This window comes from Streptomyces jumonjinensis (assembly GCF_009600885.1).
Taxonomy (GTDB): Bacteria; Actinomycetota; Actinomycetes; order Streptomycetales; family Streptomycetaceae; genus Streptomyces; species Streptomyces jumonjinensis.
Map to the genome: position 1 here is coordinate 35,172 of NZ_VCLA01000027.1, position 15,909 is coordinate 51,080.

A 15,909-nucleotide genomic window follows, 5' to 3' on the forward strand; every position below is an offset into this window, starting at 1 on the left:
TCCGTTGACGGGGAGGAGGGCTGGGGGTGGGTCTGGGTCGTGCGGTCCGTTGAGCGTAAAGCGCAAAAGGGGGGCCCGCTCCACCGGGGAGGGGGGGTGTGAAGGAACTCACCTGCGCTGTCACTGAATCGGAGGGCGCGCAGGGGGCCTGTACCGGGGAGCGCGCGCCGGGGGGCGGGTTCCGCCGCCTGCGGCCCGGCCGGCAGAGAAGTACGCCGCCCGGGGCCCGCGCGCGAACGGCGACGGGCTTCCCGGGCGGATCAGCGGTCCGCGATCAGCGGTCCGTGATAAGCGGTCCGTGATAAGCGATCAGCGGCCGGCTACGGGCTACCGGCTGTCGCCGATCGGCGGAGAGGGTCCGGCCGGGACGGATCGGGTCAACCGGCCGTGAAGGGCGCTAAGCCCAGAGCTGGCCCTGGAGGGCCTCGATGGCCGCCTCCGTCGTCGGGGCCGTATAGACGCCGGTCGACAGATACTTCCAGCCGCCGTCCGCCACCATGAAGACGATGTCCGCCGTCTCTCCGGCCTTCACCGCCTTCTTCCCCACACCGATCGCCGCGTGCAGCGCCGCTCCCGTCGACACCCCCGCGAAGATGCCCTCCTGCTGGAGCAGTTCCCTGGTCCGGGCCACCGCGTCCGCCGACCCCACCGAGAACCGGGTGGTCAGCACCGAGGCGTCGTACAGCTCCGGCACAAAGCCCTCGTCCAGATTGCGCAGCCCGTACACCAGATCGTCGTAGCGCGGCTCCGCCGCCACGATGCTGATTCCGGGGATGTGCTCGCGGAGATAGCGGCCCACCCCCATCAGCGTGCCCGTGGTGCCGAGGCCCGCCACGAAGTGGGTGATCGACGGGAGGTCGGCCAGGATCTCGGGGCCGGTGGTGGCGTAGTGCGCGCCCGCGTTGTCCGGGTTGCCGTACTGGTAGAGCATCACCCACGCCGGGTTCTCGGCCGCGAGCTCCTTCGCGACCCGCACCGCGGTGTTGGAACCGCCCGCGGCGGGCGAGGAGATGATCTCCGCGCCCCACATCGCGAGCAGTTGCCTGCGCTCCTCGCTGGTGTTCTCCGGCATCACGCAGACGATGCGGTAGCCCTTGAGCTTCGCCGCCATCGCCAGGGAGATGCCGGTGTTCCCGGAGGTCGGCTCCAGGATGGTGCAGCCGGGCGTCAGCCGGCCGTCCTTCTCCGCCTGCTCGATCATATGGAGCGCCGGGCGGTCCTTGACCGAGCCGGTCGGGTTGCGGTCCTCCAGCTTGGCCCAGATACGGACGGAGTCCGAGGGGGAGAGCCGGGGCAGCCGGACCAGCGGGGTGTTGCCGACCGCGGCGAGCGGGGAGTCGTAACGCATCCGGATCAGCGCATTCCGCCGGCGACCGCCGGAAGGATGGTGACGCTGTCGCCGTCGGACAGCTTGGTGGAGATGCCGTCCAGGAAGCGGACGTCCTCGTCGTTGAGGTAGACGTTCACAAAGCGGCGGAGCTCCGCTCCGTCCACGATGCGGTCCTTGATGCCCGGGTACCGGGTCTCCAGGTCGTCGAGGAGCTCGGCGAGCGTGTCCCCGCTGCCCTGCACGGCCTTCTCACCGGCGGTGTGGGGGCGGAGGATGGTCGGAATGCGGACCTCGATGGCCATGGCGTGGACTCCAGTCGTCAGGACGTAGGGGCGCGAGCCCAGGGGCTCGGACGGCTCGGAAAGCGGCGGTCGCGCGGCTCATGCCCCGCGCGACCGGGGTCGTGCACCGGGTGAGCTCTCAGGCTCGGCGACACATCGCGCTGGCGAGGCGGCACAGGTCGACATGGAGCCGCGCGACGAGCAGCACGGCGCCGCCCTGCGTCTTATCGCTCATGTCGTGGAGAACCATGCGGTCATCGTATCGATTCCCGGTCCGGATTCCGGAATACCTTCTCGCATCCCGGACTACATCAGCTCACTATGCGAGAACCGCTGCCGGCCGGGAGATAGGTGATGACGGGAGCTCCGGTCGCCGGATGGACCGCGATCTCGGCGTCGACCCCATAGATCTCCGCGAGCAGTTCGGGGGTCAGCACCTCCTTGGGCGTGCCGGACGCCGCCACCCGTCCCGCCTTCAGCACATAGAGCCGGTCGCAGTAGTAGGCGGCGAGGTTGAGATCGTGCAGCGCGAGCAGTCCGGTGGTGTCGAGGTCGCGGATCAGGCCGAGGATCTCCAGCTGGTACCGGATGTCGAGATGGTTGGTGGGCTCGTCGAGTATCAGCAGCGAGGGCCGCTGCACCAGGGCGCGGGCGACCAGGGCGCGCTGGCGTTCGCCGCCGGAGAGCGAGGGGAAGGCCCGTTCGGCCAGGTCGGCGATGCCGAGCCGGGCGAGCGCCGCGTCGACGGCGGAGGCGTCCTGCGCGGTGTCGGGCTCCCAGAACCGTTTGTGCGGGGCCCGCCCCATGGCGACGATCTCGCGTACGGTCAGCTCGAATTCACCGGGGTTGTCCTGGGGGACGCTCGCCACCCGGCGGGCGCGGGCCTTGGGTCCCAGCGCGAGCAGATCGCCGCCGTCGAGGCGCAGGCTTCCGGCGGTGGGCCGCAGCGCGCCGTAGACGCAGCGCAGCAGGGTGGTCTTGCCGCTGCCGTTGGGGCCGACCAGGCCGACCGTCTCCCCGGGCCGGGCCTCCAGTGCGACGCCGTGCAGGAGGGTCCGGCCGCCGGTCTCGTAGCCGACGCCGTCCAGGGTGAGAAAGGCGCTCACAGCGCGGCTCCTCGTTCGGTGCTCACGGCGGCTCCTCGTTCGGTGCTCACAGCGGCTTCTCCTCCGGCGCTCACGGCGCGGGCGCCTCCATCAGTGCTCACAGCGCGGCTCCTCGTTCGGTGCGGGCGCGCATCAGCCAGAGGAAGAGGGGTCCGCCGATCAGCGCGGTGAGCACGCCGACCGGGATGTCCTGGGGCGCGGCGAGGGTTCGGGCGGCGAGGTCGGCGACGATCAGGGCGAGCGCGCCGCCGAGCGCGGCGACCGGCAGCAGGGCCCGGTGGGTGGCCCCGACCAGCAGCCGGGCGGCGTGCGGCACCATCAGCCCGATGAAGCCGACCGCGCCGCTGGCGGCGACGAGCACGGCGGTGATCAGCGAGACCAGGACGAAGACGGCGGCGCGGAAGCGGGCGACGTCCAGTCCGAGGACGGTGGCGTCCTCCTCGCCGACCAGCAGCAGATCGAGCGGCCGGGCGAGGGCGAAGAGCAGGGGCCCGGCGGCGCAGACGACCGCGGCGGGCAGCCAGACGCTGTCCCAGCGGGCGCTGCCGAGTCCGCCGAGCGACCAGTAGAGGGCTTCGCGGAAGTGCTCGGGCCGGGCGGAGGAGACCAGGACGAGGGTGGTGAGCGCGGTGAGGATGTACGAGACGGTGACCCCCGCGAGCACCAGTCGCGCCCCGGTCATGGCGCCGCCGCGCCGGGCCAGCGCGTAGACGAGGACCAGCGCGCCCAGGGCCCCGGCGAACGCTCCGGCGGGCATGGCGACGGCGGTGGTGGCGCCGATGCCGAGGGTGAGGACGAGGACCGCGCCGGTGGAGGCTCCGGAGGAGATCCCGAGCAGGAAGGGGTCGGCGAGCCGGTTCCGTACCAGGGACTGGAGGACGGCGCCGACGACGGCGAGGCCCGCGCCGACCGCCGCCCCGAGGATCACCCGGGGCAGCCGTACGTCCACGATGATCGTCCGGAAGGGGCTGGGTTCCGCGCCGGGGAGGAGGGCGTCGACCACCTGCCCCGGCGGGATGGCGACGGAGCCGAGGCCCAGCGCCGCGATCACCGCCGCCGCCAGGGCGGCCAGCAGGGCGGTGACCACGGCTCCGTACCGCAGACGTGAGCGCATCAGGGTCACTGGGCGAGCTGCGGGGCGAGCTTCGCGACGGCGTCGGGCGCGCGCACTCCGACGACCATCTCGGAGAGCGGCAGCACCGCGAACCGCTTGTTCTTGATCGCGGGCACATCGCGCAGCACGGGGTCGTTCAGCAGGCGCCGCTTCTTCTGTTCGACGCTGGTGGCGCCGTAGTCGAGGATGACGACGACCTCCGGGTCGCGGGCGACGACCTGTTCCCAGGTGGCGTCGCCGAACGCCTTGTCGACGTCGGCGAAGACATTGCGCCCGCCGGCCCGGGTGATCAGCTCATTGCCGATGCCCCGGCCGCCCACGGTGAACGCGGTCTTGTCGCCGCTGTCGTAGACGAAGACGGACCGGGGCGCGCGGCCCTTCAGCTCGCGCTCGGTCTCCGCGACCCGGGTACGGGCCTTCGCGATCCACTTCTCCGCGCGGTCGCCGACGCCGAAGGTGCGGCCGGTCTCCTCGATCTCGCGGTACACGTCGTCCAGGGTGGTCCGGCCCTTGGTGCAGTTCTCCCTGTTGAGCCGGGTGTCGATGCCCGACTTCTTCAGCTCGGCGCGGGTGCGTCCGTCCTTGGCGTCGAAGGCGGAGGCGTAACCGCCGTAGACGAAGTCGGGGTCAGCCGCGAGGAGCTTCTCCCGGGAGGGGTACTCCTTGGCGACGACGGGGACGGTGTCGTACGCCTTCTGGTAGCGCGGCAGCACCCGGTCATCGAGGTAGGCGGTGCCGACCAGGGACTTCTCCAGGCCGAGCGCCAGCATGATCTCGGTGACGTGCTGGTTCATGGTGACGGCCCGCTCGGGGGGCCTCTGGTAGGTGGTCTTCACCCCGCAGTTGTCGACGGTGTACGGGAAGGACGCGCCGGGGAGGGCGGCGGCCGGCTTCCCGGAGGGGTCGGCGTCCGTGCCGCAGCCGGCGAGCGGAAGGAGCAGGGCGGCGGCTATGAGAGCACGGTGGGTGGAACGGCGCCTGGGCATGGCGGGGTACGGCCTCCTCCGGGGATTTCCACGTCCCCTGGGTGGTGGGAGAAGGGCGGCAGGTCAGTTCCTGGCTGGCGAGCACCGCTGGGCGGAGCTCGGTCACAGTGGCGGGACCGCGCCGGATTCAGCACCGGCTTCCTGAGTCCGCCGCCCCATTTTCAGACAGCGCCGGGCCAGAGCCCGGTCAGGGTTCAGTATGCATCCACGATCTTGACCTCTTCCTCGCTGACCTCGCCGTCCACGATGCGGAAGGAGCGGAACTGGAAGGGGCCCGCGCCGTCCGTGTCCGCGGTGGAGACCAGCACATAGTGCGCGCCGGGCTCGTTGGCGTAGGAGATGTCGGTACGGGAGGGGTATGCCTCGGTCGCGGTGTGCGAGTGGTAGATGATCACCGGCTCTTCGTCGTTGTCGTCCAGTTCGCGGTAGAGCTTGAGCAGATCCCCGGAGTCGAACTCGTAGAACGTGGGCGAGCGGGCGGCGTTCAGCATGGGGATGAAGCGCTCGGGGCGGCCGGTTCCCTCGGGGCCGGCGACCATTCCGCATGCCTCGTCGGGGTGGTCGGCGCGGGCGTGGGCCACGATCTGGTCGAAGAGAGCCTGCGTCAGAGTCAGCATGCCGATCAGCATAAGCAGAGGGCCGAACGGGTGTCCGGCCGGTTCACGGCGGGCCTGCGGGTCCGGGCCGCGCAGGGCCCGTGAGCGGCTTCGCGGCGGTTCGGGCCGTCGCGCGCCCCCGCAGAACGGCGGGCGGGCCCGTACCGCTGTTCGGCACGGGCCCGCCCGGGGCGGAGAAGGGTCGCTCAGCGCCTGCTGAAAGCGGCCCCCTGCGGATTCCGCTTCTTCAGCACGAGATAGGAGACTCCCAGGATCAGCGCCCACACCGGCGCGCAGTACAGCGAGATCCGGGCGTCCTTGTCGATGCCCATCAGCACGACCACCATGCCGATGAAGGCGAGCGCGAACCAGCTGGTGTACGGGGCTCCGGGGGCCTTGAAGCTGGACTGCGGCACCTCGCCGCGGTCGGCCTTGGCCCGGTAGCGGATCTGGCTGACCAGGATCATGACCCAGGCCCACATGCCGGAGATGGTGGCAAAGGAGACGATCTTGTTGAAGGCGTCACCGGGCCACTGGTAGTTGATCCAGACGCCGATCAGCATCAGCCCGGCCGAGAAGGTGGTCCCGATCAGCGGGGTGCCGTTCCTGGTGAGCTTGGTGAAGAACCTCGGCCCCTGGCTGTTGAGCGCGAGGTCGCGCAGCATCCGGCCGGTGGAGTACATGCCCGAGTTGCAGGAGGAGAGCGCGGCGGTGAGGACGACGAAGTTGACGATGGCCGCGCCGACCTGGAGGCCCATCTCGTCGAAGGCGGCGACGAACGGCGAGATCCCGGGCTTGAAGTTGGTCCAGGAGACCACCGACAGGATCATGATCAGCGCGCCGATGTAGAAGACCGCGATCCGGAGCGGCACGGTGTTGATCGCCTTGGGCAGGGTCTTCTCGGGGTCCTTGGACTCGCCCGCCGTGACGCCGACCAGCTCGACCGCGAGGAAGGCGAACATCACGATCTGGAGCGTCATCAGCGTGCCGCCGATGCCCTTGGGGAAGAAGCCGCCGTCGTCCCAGAGCAGGGTGACGGACGCGGTGTCCCCGGCGTCCGAGAAGCCGAGGGTGAGGATGCCGAGACAGATGAGGATCATGCCGACGATCGCGGTGACCTTCACCATCGAGAACCAGAACTCCAGTTCGCCGAAGAGCTTCACGGAGATCAGATTCGCGGCGTAGAGAATGATCGTGAAGACCAGTGCGGAGATCCACTGCGGGGTGTCGAACCAGTACGTCATATAGCTGGCCGCGGCGGTGACCTCGGTCATTCCGGTGACGACCCAGAAGAGCCAGTAGGTCCAGCCGGTGGCGAAGCCCGCGAACGGGCCGACGAACTCGCGTGCGTACTCGGAGAACGAACCCGAGACCGGGCGGTACATGAGCAGCTCGCCCAGGGCCCGCATGATGAAGAAGATGACCACGCCCGCGATGGCGTAGGCGAGGATGAGGCTCGGTCCCGCCTTGGAGATGCCCTTGCCCGCGCCCAGGAAGAGGCCGGTGCCGATCGCTCCGCCTATCGCGATCATCTGGATCTGCCGCGCGCCCAGCGCCCGGTGGTAGCCCTGGTCCTCGCCCGGGGCCCCGGCGGCGCCCGTGGGGGCGTCGGCTCGCGCGGCGCCCTTGCCGCCGTGCCCGTCATCTTTGCCGACCTGCACTGAGGTCATGGTGCTGCGCCCTTTCTCCATGCAGATCCGCGTCCGCTGCGACTGGGCGAGCGGTTGCGGATCAGGTCCTGATCCCCCCGGATACGGATGGAGTGCCGCCGGCGATCCGCCGGCTCAAGCGCCCCCAGGGGCATGGGTGGCGCCCCTGGCGGTCGTGCAGATCTATCACGCTCGTATCTGAGATCGATCAAGAAGAGTGTGGCCCACCGCACAGATAGAACCGGTTAAATGCCGCTCGACATGACAAATCAGCCCGATCCGGTGACGTGATCGTTATTCGGATTTGAGCGTCCGCTGAGCGTTCACAGGGCGCGCAGACGTCCGCTCCGCGGTCAGCTGACGGCGGAGCGGAAGAGGGGGCGCGCACGGGTACGGAGAAGGAAAGCGGCGAGAGGTGCTCAGGGCAGCAGAGTCTCCACCAGGGTCTCCTGGAGCATGCCGAGCCAGAGATAGGCCATCACCATCGGCTTGCGCGGATCCGAGTCCGGCAGCCGGTAGAGCGCGCCGCCCTCGTCCTCGTCGCTGACCTCAAGGCGGGTGCCGATGGTCAGCCGGAGATCGTTGAGGGCGCGCAGCCAGTGCACGCAGTCGTCGGCGGTCAGCTTGAGCACGGCCCCGCCCGCGCCGGCGGCGAGCGAGTCGAGCGCGCGGACGACCGCGACGGCGTCGTCGCGCTTGTGGGCGCGCAGATCGTTCTCCGTGAACCGCCGGAACTCGGCGGACGCCTCGCGCAGCTCATCGTCCGGGTCCTTGGCCCCGGGGGTCGCGTACGCGTCGGGGAAGAGCCTGGCCAGCGCCGGGTCGGAGGGCGGTTCGCTCGGCCCCTGGGCGAAGAGCGCGGCCAGCGGATCCTCGCCCTCCACCGGCTCGTCGCCCGGCCCGATCAGCTCAAGGAGCTGGACGGCCAGCGAGCGCAGGATGGAGATCTCGACCTCGTCCAGCGCGAGAGCGGCCCCGCCGCCGGGGATCGGCTCGAAGTGTCCCGGCATCAGGTGCGGTCCTGGGAGAGGGTCGCCCACAGTCCGTATCCGTGCATCGCCTGCACATCGCGCTCCATCTCCTCGCGGCTGCCGCTGGAGACGACGGCGCGTCCCTTGTGGTGGACGTCGAGCATCAGTTTGCGCGCCTTGTCCTTGGAGTAACCGAAGTACGCCTGGAAGACGTAGGTCACATAGCTCATCAGATTCACGGGATCGTTGTGGACGAGCGTCACCCACGGCACGTCGGGCTCGGGAACGACGAAGGTCTCCTCCGCCGACTCAGGGCGTTCGATCTCAGTGGGAGCAACACTCACCCGGTCCATGCTGCCACTCACCGGGGCCCGGCGCATAAACGGCCACCCCATCTCGTCACTTTGACGAAATAAGCGGTAGCATCCTGGCCATGGCTGGATCGCCCGGCATTTCGGGCGGCCGAGACGAAAACGTGAGGTTGAGTGTCGTGAACACCGCTGATCTGGGGCTGCCGGTGGACGTCCCCTCAACGGCCCTCTTCACCGATCAGTACGAGTACACGATGGTCCAGGCGGCGCTGCGGGCCGGGACGGCCGGCCGCCGGTCCGTCTTCGAGGTCTTCACCCGCAGGCTCCCCGAGGGACGGCGCTACGGCGTCCTCGCGGGCACCGGCCGGGTGCTGGACGCCGTGGAGAACTTCCGCTTCGACGCGGGTGTGCTGGGCTTTCTGCGCGAACGGGGGATCGTCGACGAGCCGACACTCGAATGGCTCTCCTCCTATCGCTTCAGCGGCGACATCTGGGGCTATCCGGAGGGCGAGGTGTACTTCCCCGGCTCCCCCGTGCTCCGGGTCGAGGGCTCCTTCGCCGAGTGCGTCCTGCTGGAGACGGTGATCCTGTCGATCCTCAACCATGACTCGGCCATCGCCGCCGCGGCCTCCCGGATGTCGTCCGCGGCGGGCGGCCGGCGGCTGATCGAGATGGGCGCGCGGCGCACCCATGAGCTCTCCGCGGTGGCCGCCTCGCGCGCCGCGTATGTCGGCGGCTTCGACTCCACCTCCGATCTGGCGGCCGGTTTCCGCTACGGCATCCCCACCGTGGGAACCAGCGCCCATGCCTTCACCCTGCTGCACGACAGCGAGCGCGACGCCTTCCGGGCGCAGATCGACTCGCTGGGGCGCGGCACCACCCTGCTGGTGGACACCTATGACGTGGCCGAGGCCGTCCGTACGGCGGTGGAGATCGCGGGCCCGGGGCTGGGCGCGGTACGGATCGACTCCGGCGATCTGCTGCTGGTCGCCCACCGGGTGCGCCAGCAGCTGGACGAGCTGGGCGCGCGGGACACAAAGATCACCGTCACCTCCGATCTGGACGAGTACGCCATCGCGTCGCTGGCCGCCGCGCCCGTGGACGGGTACGGGGTCGGCACCCAGCTGGTGACCGGCAGCGGGCATCCCACCTGCTCGATGGTGTACAAACTCGTGGCCCGCGCCACCGCCCCGGACGGTCCGCTGGAGCCGGTGGCGAAGAAGTCGCTGGGCGCGAAGACCTCGGTCGGCGGCCGGAAGTGGGCCGCGCGGCGGCTGGACGCGGACGGGGTCGCGGCGGCGGAGATCGTCGGCGTCGGCCCGGTCCCCCCTGAGCTGGCGGACCGGCAGCTGCTGACAGAGCTGGTCAGGGGCGGTCGGACGGTGGCCCGTGAGCCGCTGGACACGGCGCGTGAGCGGCATATCGCGGCGCGGGCCGCGCTGCCGATGTCGGCCATTCAGCTCTCCAGGGGGGAGCCGGTGCTGCCGACGGAGTATGTGTGAGCCGGGCGCACGGGGGGAGGCTGATCGGTACCCCGGTCAACACTGCCATGCTCATGAAGACACTCCCCTGGGGCGGCCGGAGTCTCTAGGCTCGAAGTCGCACCACCCCTCACATCCCCGAAGGACAGCCGCCATGAACCGCGCATTGATCGTCGTCGATGTTCAGAACGACTTCTGCGAAGGCGGCAGCCTCGCGGTGCCGGGCGGCGCCGAGATCGCCGCCGCGATCACCGATCTGATCGGCCAGTCGGAGCCCTCGGGCTACCGCCATGTGGTCGCCACCCGTGACTGCCACATCGACCCCGGCGACCACTTCTCCGACACCCCGGACTACGAGACCAGCTGGCCGCGCCACTGTGTGGCGGGCACCGAGGGCGTGGGCTTCCACCCGAACTTCGCGCCCGCGGTGGCCTCGGGGGCGATCGACGCCGTCTTCGACAAGGGCGCCTACGCCGCCGCGTACAGCGGCTTCGAGGGCTCGGACGAGAACGGCAAGTCGATGGCGGGGTGGCTGCGGGAGCACGGGATCACCGAGGTGGACGTGGTGGGCGTCGCCACCGACCACTGCGTACGGGCCACGGCGCTGGACGCGGTACGGGAGGGCTTCACCACCCAGGTGCTGCTGGATCTGACCGCCGGGGTCTCCCGGGAGCGCACCGAGCGGGTGCTGGAGGAGCTGCGCGAGGCGGGCGTGGAGCTGACGGGCAAGCCGGTGGTCTGACCCGGCACGGCCGACGGGTCCGGCCTGGGAAGCCCCCGCGGACCCGGCGGCCTCGCGATAGGCAAGGGCCCGGCGGACCCGACAGGCCCGGCCTGGGCAAGGCCCCCGCAGATCCGCCCCCGGGCAAGGCCCCCACAGACCCGGGCGGCCTCGCGGCAAGGGCCCGGCGGACCCAGCGGGCCCGCCCCGGGCAAGGCCCCCTCAGACACAGCGGCCTCGTGATAGGCAAGGGCCCGCCGGGGCCCCTGCCACCGCCCCGATCCCCGGCGGGCCGGATGCTCAGCGGGCCTCGACGGCCGCGACCCCCCGCCCGGAGAGCTCGTCCCCGATCCGGGCGCGCTCGCGCAGCAGGGCCCGGACCGGGCGCCAGAGCTCCGCCCCGGTGTCCGGCTGGGTGCGCCAGAGCAGCCCGTCCGGGTGATGCAGTACGGCGGTGATCTCGTCCGGCGTCGGCGGCTCCGCGTTCCCCCGCAGATACACCGCCCGCAGCCCCAGATTCCGCAGCCGGGTCAGCGCCCGCGCCCGATTGGCCGCGAGCACCAGAAAGCGGGCCGGACGGCCGTCCCCCAGGGGGCTGGGGAGACTGAGCGCGACCACCACACTGCCGTTCGGCAGCTTGCTGAAACCTCCACCGGGCATCAGAACCACTCCCCCGTGAGATGGCGTGTCAATAACGAACTGGTCATGACGCACCTAAACACGATCGGCCGCCGCCCGCTAGGGGGCGACGGCCGATCATGCTATGACCTGCAATGACGCAGATTATTTGGTGGAGGGGCCAACCTTCACCGTGATCGTCTCGCCGCTCTTCGGCTCCTTGACGATCGAGATCTTGGTGTTGGTGTCAGTAACCTTCACGCTCGCCGTGGGGTTCTCGGCGTACCAGTAGACGCCCTTGCGGTCGTCGAAGACGCCGTTGCCGCGCTTCGCCGGGATCGTGGTGGGGACACCGGCCCGGTGCAGCGTGAGCGCGTCGTACGGCCGGGTGCTGAAGGTCGCGTCGAAGGACTGGATCCGGTTGCGGATCACCGTGCCGTCGGACCACTTCAGCGGCGCCGCGTTGGCGTCGATCGGCAGGATCTGGCCCGCGCCCGGGTGCAGACCGACGTTGTTGTCCTGCTGGAAGGTGTCCCAGAGCCAGATCAGCAGACCGTTCTGGTACGGGTAGCGCTCGACCCACTGGTTCTTCGGCGCGGGGAATCCGAAGTTGTACGGGCCGGTCTTCAGCGTCTTGTCGTACGACACGTACTGCCGGTTCTCGGCGATGTAGTACTGCTCGTAGTCCTTGGTGAAGGACTCGCCGATCCGCGAGAAGCCCTTGACGGCCCAGCCCGCGTCATCGCCCTCGGCGCCGTCCGCGAACAGCTCCGCGCCGTCCGCCTTGAGGGTGATCGCGTCGGCCGCGAAGCCCCTCTCGGCCGTGGCGCCGTCGGTCCGGTACTGGAAGCGGACGTCGATCTTGCCGCCCGCGTAGGCGTCCAGCGGGTAGACCAGCTTCTTGTACGCGCCCGAACGGCCGGTCAGGGCCGGCTTGTCGCTCGCGTCACGGGTGATCGGCTTGCCGTCCGCCGTGCCGTCGAGAGCGGTCCAGCTGGCTCCGCCGTCCGTGGACACCTCGGTGTAGAGGTAGTCGTAGCCGTTCTCGATCCGCCACCAGCCCGACAGCTCCAGCGACGCCGTGGACTTGCCGGTGAGGTCGACCGGGCGGGTCAGGGTGTTGCGCAGATCGTCGCCCATGTCGCTCCACCACTGCTTCGAGCCCTCGGCGGGCTTGACGACAGGGGTGGTGCCCGGCTTCTTCGGCAGCTCGACGATCAGCGCCTGCGGACGCTTGGTGTTGTACGCCGACACCCCGAGGGTGTGCTGCGACGCCGTCGCGGCCCGGCCCTTGGTGTAGTTGAGCCAGCCGAGCTGGAGCTTGTCCCAGGCGGTCATGTCGCCGGGCAGCTCGCCGATGGTCTCCTTGCCCCGGTTGAGCCAGGAGCCGGCCGACATCAGGCTCCAGTAGCCGGTGGAGTTCTCGGCCCCGGAGTAGTCGTAGAGGTCGGGCAGACCGAGGTCGTGACCGTACTCATGGGCGAAGACGCCGAGGCCGCCGTTCTCGGGCTGCACGGTGTAGTCGCCGACCCAGATCCCGGTGCTCCCGATCTGGGTGCCGCCGGCCTTGTTCTCCGCCGGGCCGGTCTTCCCCGAGTCGGTGCCGTACGCGTACCAGCGGTGCGCCCAGATGGCGTCGGTGCCCTGCGCGCCGCCGCCCGCCGACTCGTCCTCGCCCGCGTGGACGAACTGGAAGTGGTCGATATAGCCGTCGGGCTCGTTGAAGTCGCCGTCGCCGTCGAAGTCGTAGCGGTCCCAGACGTCGTACTCGGCCAGCGTGGCCTTGATCTCGGCGTCGGTGCGGCCCTGGGCCTTCTGGTCCGCCACCCAGGCGGTGACGCCGTCACGGACCGCGTCCCAGGTGTTGTTGCAGTTGTTCTCGCCGCAGAAGTTGGACCCGTAACGGGCCTCGTTGTACTCGACCTTGACCCAGTCGGAGACCGCGCCGGCCACGGAGTAACGGCCCGAGGACGCCTTCTCGAAGTAGGTCTTCACGGACTGCTTCTGGCGGCCGTTCGCGTCCTTGCCGCTGCCGAAGTAGAGGTCCTCGAAGTGCTTGCGGTTGTAGTCCGCCTGCCAGGCCGTGGTGTTGTTGACCGCGCGGTCCGGCTTGGCGATCTTGTTGTGCTGGGGACCCGGAGTGCCGCCGTACTTCTTGATCGGCTCCTCGGGGCCCTCCGGCCCGTCCGGGTCGTACATGGTGGTGTCGTCGACCTTGTCGCCGAACTCCACCAGGATGGTGAAGATCTTGTCGGTCTTCTCCCGGCCCAGCTCGACGTACTTCCCCTTGTCGAGCTTGACCACCTTGGACGCGCCGCGCCGCTGCACGGTCGCGTCCCCGGATATGACCTCCTGAAGCGCCGTCCGGCGCTGCTGTGCCTGCTTCTTGCTGAACGGACCGTCGAGGTCGTGGTCGACATGGTCCTTCCCCGGCGCCGGATCATGGCGCTCGATCGCCGCCGTGGGGGCCGGGGACGCCTGGTCCCCCGCCTGGGCGGTGCTGAACGCCGAAGCCGCCGCGGTGGTCGCGGCGAGCGCGACGACGACCGCGGACGCTCTGATCGTCCGTCTCCTGGTGGTCACGTGTTGATGTCCTCCCCCGCGCCCCTTCGCAGCGGACCGTGGGTGGAGTGTCCGAGCGAGGTCTGCGCGTCACAAGTGACGGCATTCGACCCCAGCCGGAGAAGAAAAGACAGCCCTTGACTCGGCCATTACAACTGCTCTATGCAGAAGGCGGGTTCCGGTATCCGAACGGCCGTCACGAGCGAATCGGCCGTCCGATCATCGGACAGAGGGTATCGATATCCGGCCAACAACTGATGGAATCGGCCAGTTGGCCGAGGATATGACTCCGTGCGCCCCCTATGCACCGACACCGTGGGTGAGGTCACGCTCACCTCAGGTTCCACCAGGGCATCGAGCCCTCTAAAGTCGTAGGGAGCACGACCGTGTTGAGTGCGACGCCCCGTTGAGAGACCCCCGACCCTCTCCCGACACGCCCCCAGGACGGATACCGCCATGCCGCGTCCGACTGCCGCACAACTCGCCTACGGTTCGGCCACCGTCGTCCTCTCGGCACTGGCCCTGCTGCTGTTCACCCGCACCACCGAGGTCCTCGGCGTGGCCGCGATCGGTGTGGTCTCGCTGGCGCTGGGGCTGCTGGTGGCGACCGTGGTGCCGCTCACCCGGGCGCTGCGGGCGGCGCGGGCGGCGCGTGCTCCGGCCCGCCGGGGAAGGGGCGCGCTCGCCGTCGCGCCGTCGTCCGCCGCCCGGCCCGCGGCGTCCCGGGAGCCCGCCGGGGTCGGCGAGCCCTCGGCGCACGGCTGATCCCAGCGGCTCCGTCCCCCGGCCCTGATCCGGGTCACGCGGGCTCCGGAACCGTCACCACCACGGTCCGGCCCGCCTTGTCGTGCAGCCCCTGCCGATAGGGCTTGTCGGCCACGATCGTGATGACGATGACCAGCCACCAGACACAGAAGCAGCACAGCACCGCGGGCACCCAGAGCACCGCGGCGCGCAGCAGGGACGAGCGGGTGTCGGGGACTGAGCCGTCGTTGAGCATCGCCACCCGGAGCTTCAGCAGCCGCTTGCCCACGGTCTGGCCGTTCTTCTTCACCATCCAGGTGTCGTAGCCGACGTACGCCACCATCGAGATGAGCGACCACGCCCACTGGCGCCCGGTGTTCACATCGTTGGCGATCTCGTCCCAGCTGTCACCGCCGCCGCCGACGCCCCAGCCGCCGAAGATCAGCGAGAGCAGGAAGAGCGGGATGAAGACGATGAGGATGTCGATGACCCGGGCGCCGAGGCGTCTGCCGTAGTCGGCGAGCGGGGGCATTCCGGCCATGGGGTCGGGGCCGCCGCCGTAGGGGCCGCCGTAGCCGCTGGGGTCGTACGGGGGGACTCCGCCGCCGCTGCTGCCGTACGGGCCGCCCTGGCCGCCGCCGTAGGGGCCGCCTTGCCCGCCCTGCCCGCCGGGGCCTTGCTGCCCGCCTTGCCAGCCCGGACCTTCCTGGCCGCCGCCCTGGCCGCCCTGACCGCCCTGGCCTCCATAGGGGGAGCCGGGCGGGGTGGGCTCCTGCGGCTTCTTGAGGAAGGGGTCGTCCTCGGGGCCGCCCGGACCGGGGGGCGGTGGCTGATCGTTGCTCATGAGGGCAGTGCACCCCGAGCCCGGAGCCCCCGCAAAAGCTCGCACGCCGTTCGGGGGACACCGGCCGGGCCGCTCCCGGCCGGGGTCCGGCTCAGCCGCCGGTGACGAAGGTACGCGCGGCCTTGTCGTGCCAGCACTGCCGCCAGGGCCGGTCGAAGAGCGCCCAGAGCAGATTGACCACCCCGACGACCAGCAGGCCCAGCACGCCATGGACCAGCCAGCGGCGCAGGGCCGCCCCGAACGGCGGGGGCTCATGGGACTCGATGCCGACCACCCGGAGACCGCAGAGCTTCTTGCCGAGGGTGCGGCCCCACCGGGCGGTCGGCAGTGCCTCGTACAGCGTGCCGAGGATCAGCAGCGCGGCGACCACGACGCCGAGATGGACGGCGGTGGTGCCGTCGACCAGCCAGACGGTGACGGTGCGGCCCGAGTGTCGGGCCGCCTCGATCTTGGCGTCGATATGGTCCCTGGCCCGGAGCGCCATGGGCACGGCGACGGCGGCGGTGAGCGCCCCCAGTACCAGGGTGTCGATCAGCCGGGCGGCGAACCGTCTGCCGAGCCCGGCGGGCTTGGCGGCGGCCTGCTCCTGGGCGGC

17 protein-coding genes and 1 riboswitch are annotated in these 15,909 nt (G+C 70.3%); of the genes, 3 read left to right on the forward strand and 14 right to left on the reverse strand.

Going from position 1 to position 15,909, the window contains the following annotated elements:
* Positions 1 to 397: 397 nt before the first annotated feature.
* The 10 genes from FF041_RS03985 to clpS all read right to left on the reverse strand — a co-directional run bounded on the left by FF041_RS03985 (position 398) and on the right by clpS (position 8,386).
* Positions 398 to 1,348 (reverse strand): PLP-dependent cysteine synthase family protein, encoded by a 951-nt coding sequence (locus FF041_RS03985; RefSeq protein ID WP_153485055.1) that lies wholly within the window; start codon positions 1,346 to 1,348, stop codon positions 398 to 400.
* A 5-nt stretch (positions 1,349 to 1,353) separates the two neighbouring features.
* The gene (locus tag FF041_RS03990) at positions 1,354 to 1,632 is read right to left on the reverse strand and encodes a MoaD/ThiS family protein (RefSeq protein WP_153485054.1); all 279 of its coding nucleotides are present in this window, start codon (positions 1,630 to 1,632) and stop codon (positions 1,354 to 1,356) included.
* 118 nt (positions 1,633 to 1,750) lie between these two features.
* Complete coding sequence (locus tag FF041_RS40265) at positions 1,751 to 1,861, reverse strand: putative leader peptide (RefSeq protein WP_323371951.1); 111 nt, start codon at positions 1,859 to 1,861, stop codon at positions 1,751 to 1,753.
* 61 nt (positions 1,862 to 1,922) lie between these two features.
* Positions 1,923 to 2,717 carry an ABC transporter ATP-binding protein gene (locus FF041_RS03995; RefSeq protein ID WP_323391153.1) on the reverse strand — a complete coding sequence of 265 codons (795 nt, stop codon included), beginning with the start codon at positions 2,715 to 2,717 and terminating at the stop codon, positions 1,923 to 1,925.
* Between the two features lie 97 nt (positions 2,718 to 2,814).
* On the reverse strand, positions 2,815 to 3,831 hold the full coding sequence (locus FF041_RS04000; RefSeq protein ID WP_153485052.1) for a FecCD family ABC transporter permease: 1,017 nt from the start codon (positions 3,829 to 3,831) through the stop codon (positions 2,815 to 2,817).
* Between the two features lie 5 nt (positions 3,832 to 3,836).
* A complete protein-coding gene (locus tag FF041_RS04005; protein WP_153521040.1) occupies positions 3,837 to 4,817 on the reverse strand; it encodes an ABC transporter substrate-binding protein in 981 nt (326 codons plus the stop codon).
* A gap of 44 nt (positions 4,818 to 4,861) precedes the next feature.
* A riboswitch (cobalamin riboswitch) is annotated at positions 4,862 to 5,008 on the reverse strand.
* Positions 5,009 to 5,011: 3 nt separating this feature from the next.
* Positions 5,012 to 5,434 carry a Mov34/MPN/PAD-1 family protein gene (locus tag FF041_RS04010; protein ID WP_153521041.1) on the reverse strand — a complete coding sequence of 141 codons (423 nt, stop codon included), beginning with the start codon at positions 5,432 to 5,434 and terminating at the stop codon, positions 5,012 to 5,014.
* A gap of 185 nt (positions 5,435 to 5,619) precedes the next feature.
* Entirely contained in the window at positions 5,620 to 7,083 is a 1,464-nt protein-coding gene (locus tag FF041_RS04015) for an amino acid permease (protein ID WP_153521042.1), read from the reverse strand.
* A gap of 398 nt (positions 7,084 to 7,481) precedes the next feature.
* A complete protein-coding gene (locus FF041_RS04020; protein WP_153521043.1) occupies positions 7,482 to 8,072 on the reverse strand; it encodes a DUF2017 domain-containing protein in 591 nt (196 codons plus the stop codon).
* Positions 8,072 to 8,386 carry an ATP-dependent Clp protease adapter ClpS gene (gene clpS / locus FF041_RS04025; RefSeq protein ID WP_153485045.1) on the reverse strand — a complete coding sequence of 105 codons (315 nt, stop codon included), beginning with the start codon at positions 8,384 to 8,386 and terminating at the stop codon, positions 8,072 to 8,074. The genes FF041_RS04020 and clpS overlap by 1 nt, the downstream gene beginning before the upstream one ends.
* 137 nt (positions 8,387 to 8,523) lie before the next feature.
* Here clpS and FF041_RS04030 point away from each other — a divergent pair, with 137 nt between their 5' ends.
* The gene (locus FF041_RS04030) at positions 8,524 to 9,846 is read left to right on the forward strand and encodes a nicotinate phosphoribosyltransferase (protein WP_323391156.1); all 1,323 of its coding nucleotides are present in this window, start codon (positions 8,524 to 8,526) and stop codon (positions 9,844 to 9,846) included.
* Between the two features lie 133 nt (positions 9,847 to 9,979).
* Complete coding sequence (locus FF041_RS04035) at positions 9,980 to 10,567, forward strand: nicotinamidase (protein ID WP_153521045.1); 588 nt, start codon at positions 9,980 to 9,982, stop codon at positions 10,565 to 10,567.
* A gap of 279 nt (positions 10,568 to 10,846) precedes the next feature.
* Here FF041_RS04035 and FF041_RS04040 read toward each other — a convergent pair whose 3' ends face one another.
* Complete coding sequence (locus FF041_RS04040) at positions 10,847 to 11,206, reverse strand: hypothetical protein (protein WP_153485042.1); 360 nt, start codon at positions 11,204 to 11,206, stop codon at positions 10,847 to 10,849.
* A 123-nt stretch (positions 11,207 to 11,329) separates the two neighbouring features.
* Positions 11,330 to 13,747, reverse strand: coding sequence for an immune inhibitor A domain-containing protein (locus FF041_RS04045; RefSeq protein ID WP_323391158.1), 2,418 nt, complete (start codon positions 13,745 to 13,747; stop codon positions 11,330 to 11,332).
* A 435-nt stretch (positions 13,748 to 14,182) separates the two neighbouring features.
* On the opposite strand from FF041_RS04045, the gene FF041_RS04050 reads away from it, so the two are divergent.
* Positions 14,183 to 14,491 (forward strand): hypothetical protein, encoded by a 309-nt coding sequence (locus FF041_RS04050; RefSeq protein WP_153521046.1) that lies wholly within the window; start codon positions 14,183 to 14,185, stop codon positions 14,489 to 14,491.
* Positions 14,492 to 14,525: 34 nt separating this feature from the next.
* On the opposite strand, the gene FF041_RS04055 is transcribed toward FF041_RS04050, so the two are convergent.
* Complete coding sequence (locus FF041_RS04055; protein WP_153521047.1) at positions 14,526 to 15,314, reverse strand: RDD family protein; 789 nt, start codon at positions 15,312 to 15,314, stop codon at positions 14,526 to 14,528.
* 91 nt (positions 15,315 to 15,405) lie between these two features.
* Positions 15,406 to 15,909 (reverse strand): RDD family protein (locus tag FF041_RS04060; RefSeq protein ID WP_194291926.1); only part of this gene is annotated, 504 nt, incomplete at its 5' end.

What these genes read in the sequence shown, in the direction of transcription:
- FF041_RS03985 (WP_153485055.1), bottom strand. Translation starts at nt 1,348, where the DNA reads ATGCGTTACGACTCCCCGCTCGCCGCGGTCGGCAACACCCCGCTGGTC.
- FF041_RS03990 (WP_153485054.1), bottom strand. Translation starts at nt 1,632, where the DNA reads ATGGCCATCGAGGTCCGCATTCCGACCATCCTCCGCCCCCACACCGCC.
- FF041_RS40265 (WP_323371951.1), bottom strand. Translation starts at nt 1,861, where the DNA reads ATGGTTCTCCACGACATGAGCGATAAGACGCAGGGCGGCGCCGTGCTG.
- FF041_RS04000 (WP_153485052.1), bottom strand. Translation starts at nt 3,831, where the DNA reads ATGCGCTCACGTCTGCGGTACGGAGCCGTGGTCACCGCCCTGCTGGCC.
- FF041_RS04005 (WP_153521040.1), bottom strand. Translation starts at nt 4,817, where the DNA reads ATGCCCAGGCGCCGTTCCACCCACCGTGCTCTCATAGCCGCCGCCCTG.
- FF041_RS04010 (WP_153521041.1), bottom strand. Translation starts at nt 5,434, where the DNA reads ATGCTGACTCTGACGCAGGCTCTCTTCGACCAGATCGTGGCCCACGCC.
- FF041_RS04015 (WP_153521042.1), bottom strand. Translation starts at nt 7,083, where the DNA reads ATGACCTCAGTGCAGGTCGGCAAAGATGACGGGCACGGCGGCAAGGGC.
- FF041_RS04020 (WP_153521043.1), bottom strand. Translation starts at nt 8,072, where the DNA reads ATGCCGGGACACTTCGAGCCGATCCCCGGCGGCGGGGCCGCTCTCGCG.
- clpS (WP_153485045.1), bottom strand. Translation starts at nt 8,386, where the DNA reads ATGGACCGGGTGAGTGTTGCTCCCACTGAGATCGAACGCCCTGAGTCG.
- FF041_RS04035 (WP_153521045.1), top strand. Translation starts at nt 9,980, where the DNA reads ATGAACCGCGCATTGATCGTCGTCGATGTTCAGAACGACTTCTGCGAA.
- FF041_RS04040 (WP_153485042.1), bottom strand. Translation starts at nt 11,206, where the DNA reads ATGCCCGGTGGAGGTTTCAGCAAGCTGCCGAACGGCAGTGTGGTGGTC.
- FF041_RS04050 (WP_153521046.1), top strand. Translation starts at nt 14,183, where the DNA reads ATGCCGCGTCCGACTGCCGCACAACTCGCCTACGGTTCGGCCACCGTC.
- FF041_RS04055 (WP_153521047.1), bottom strand. Translation starts at nt 15,314, where the DNA reads ATGAGCAACGATCAGCCACCGCCCCCCGGTCCGGGCGGCCCCGAGGAC.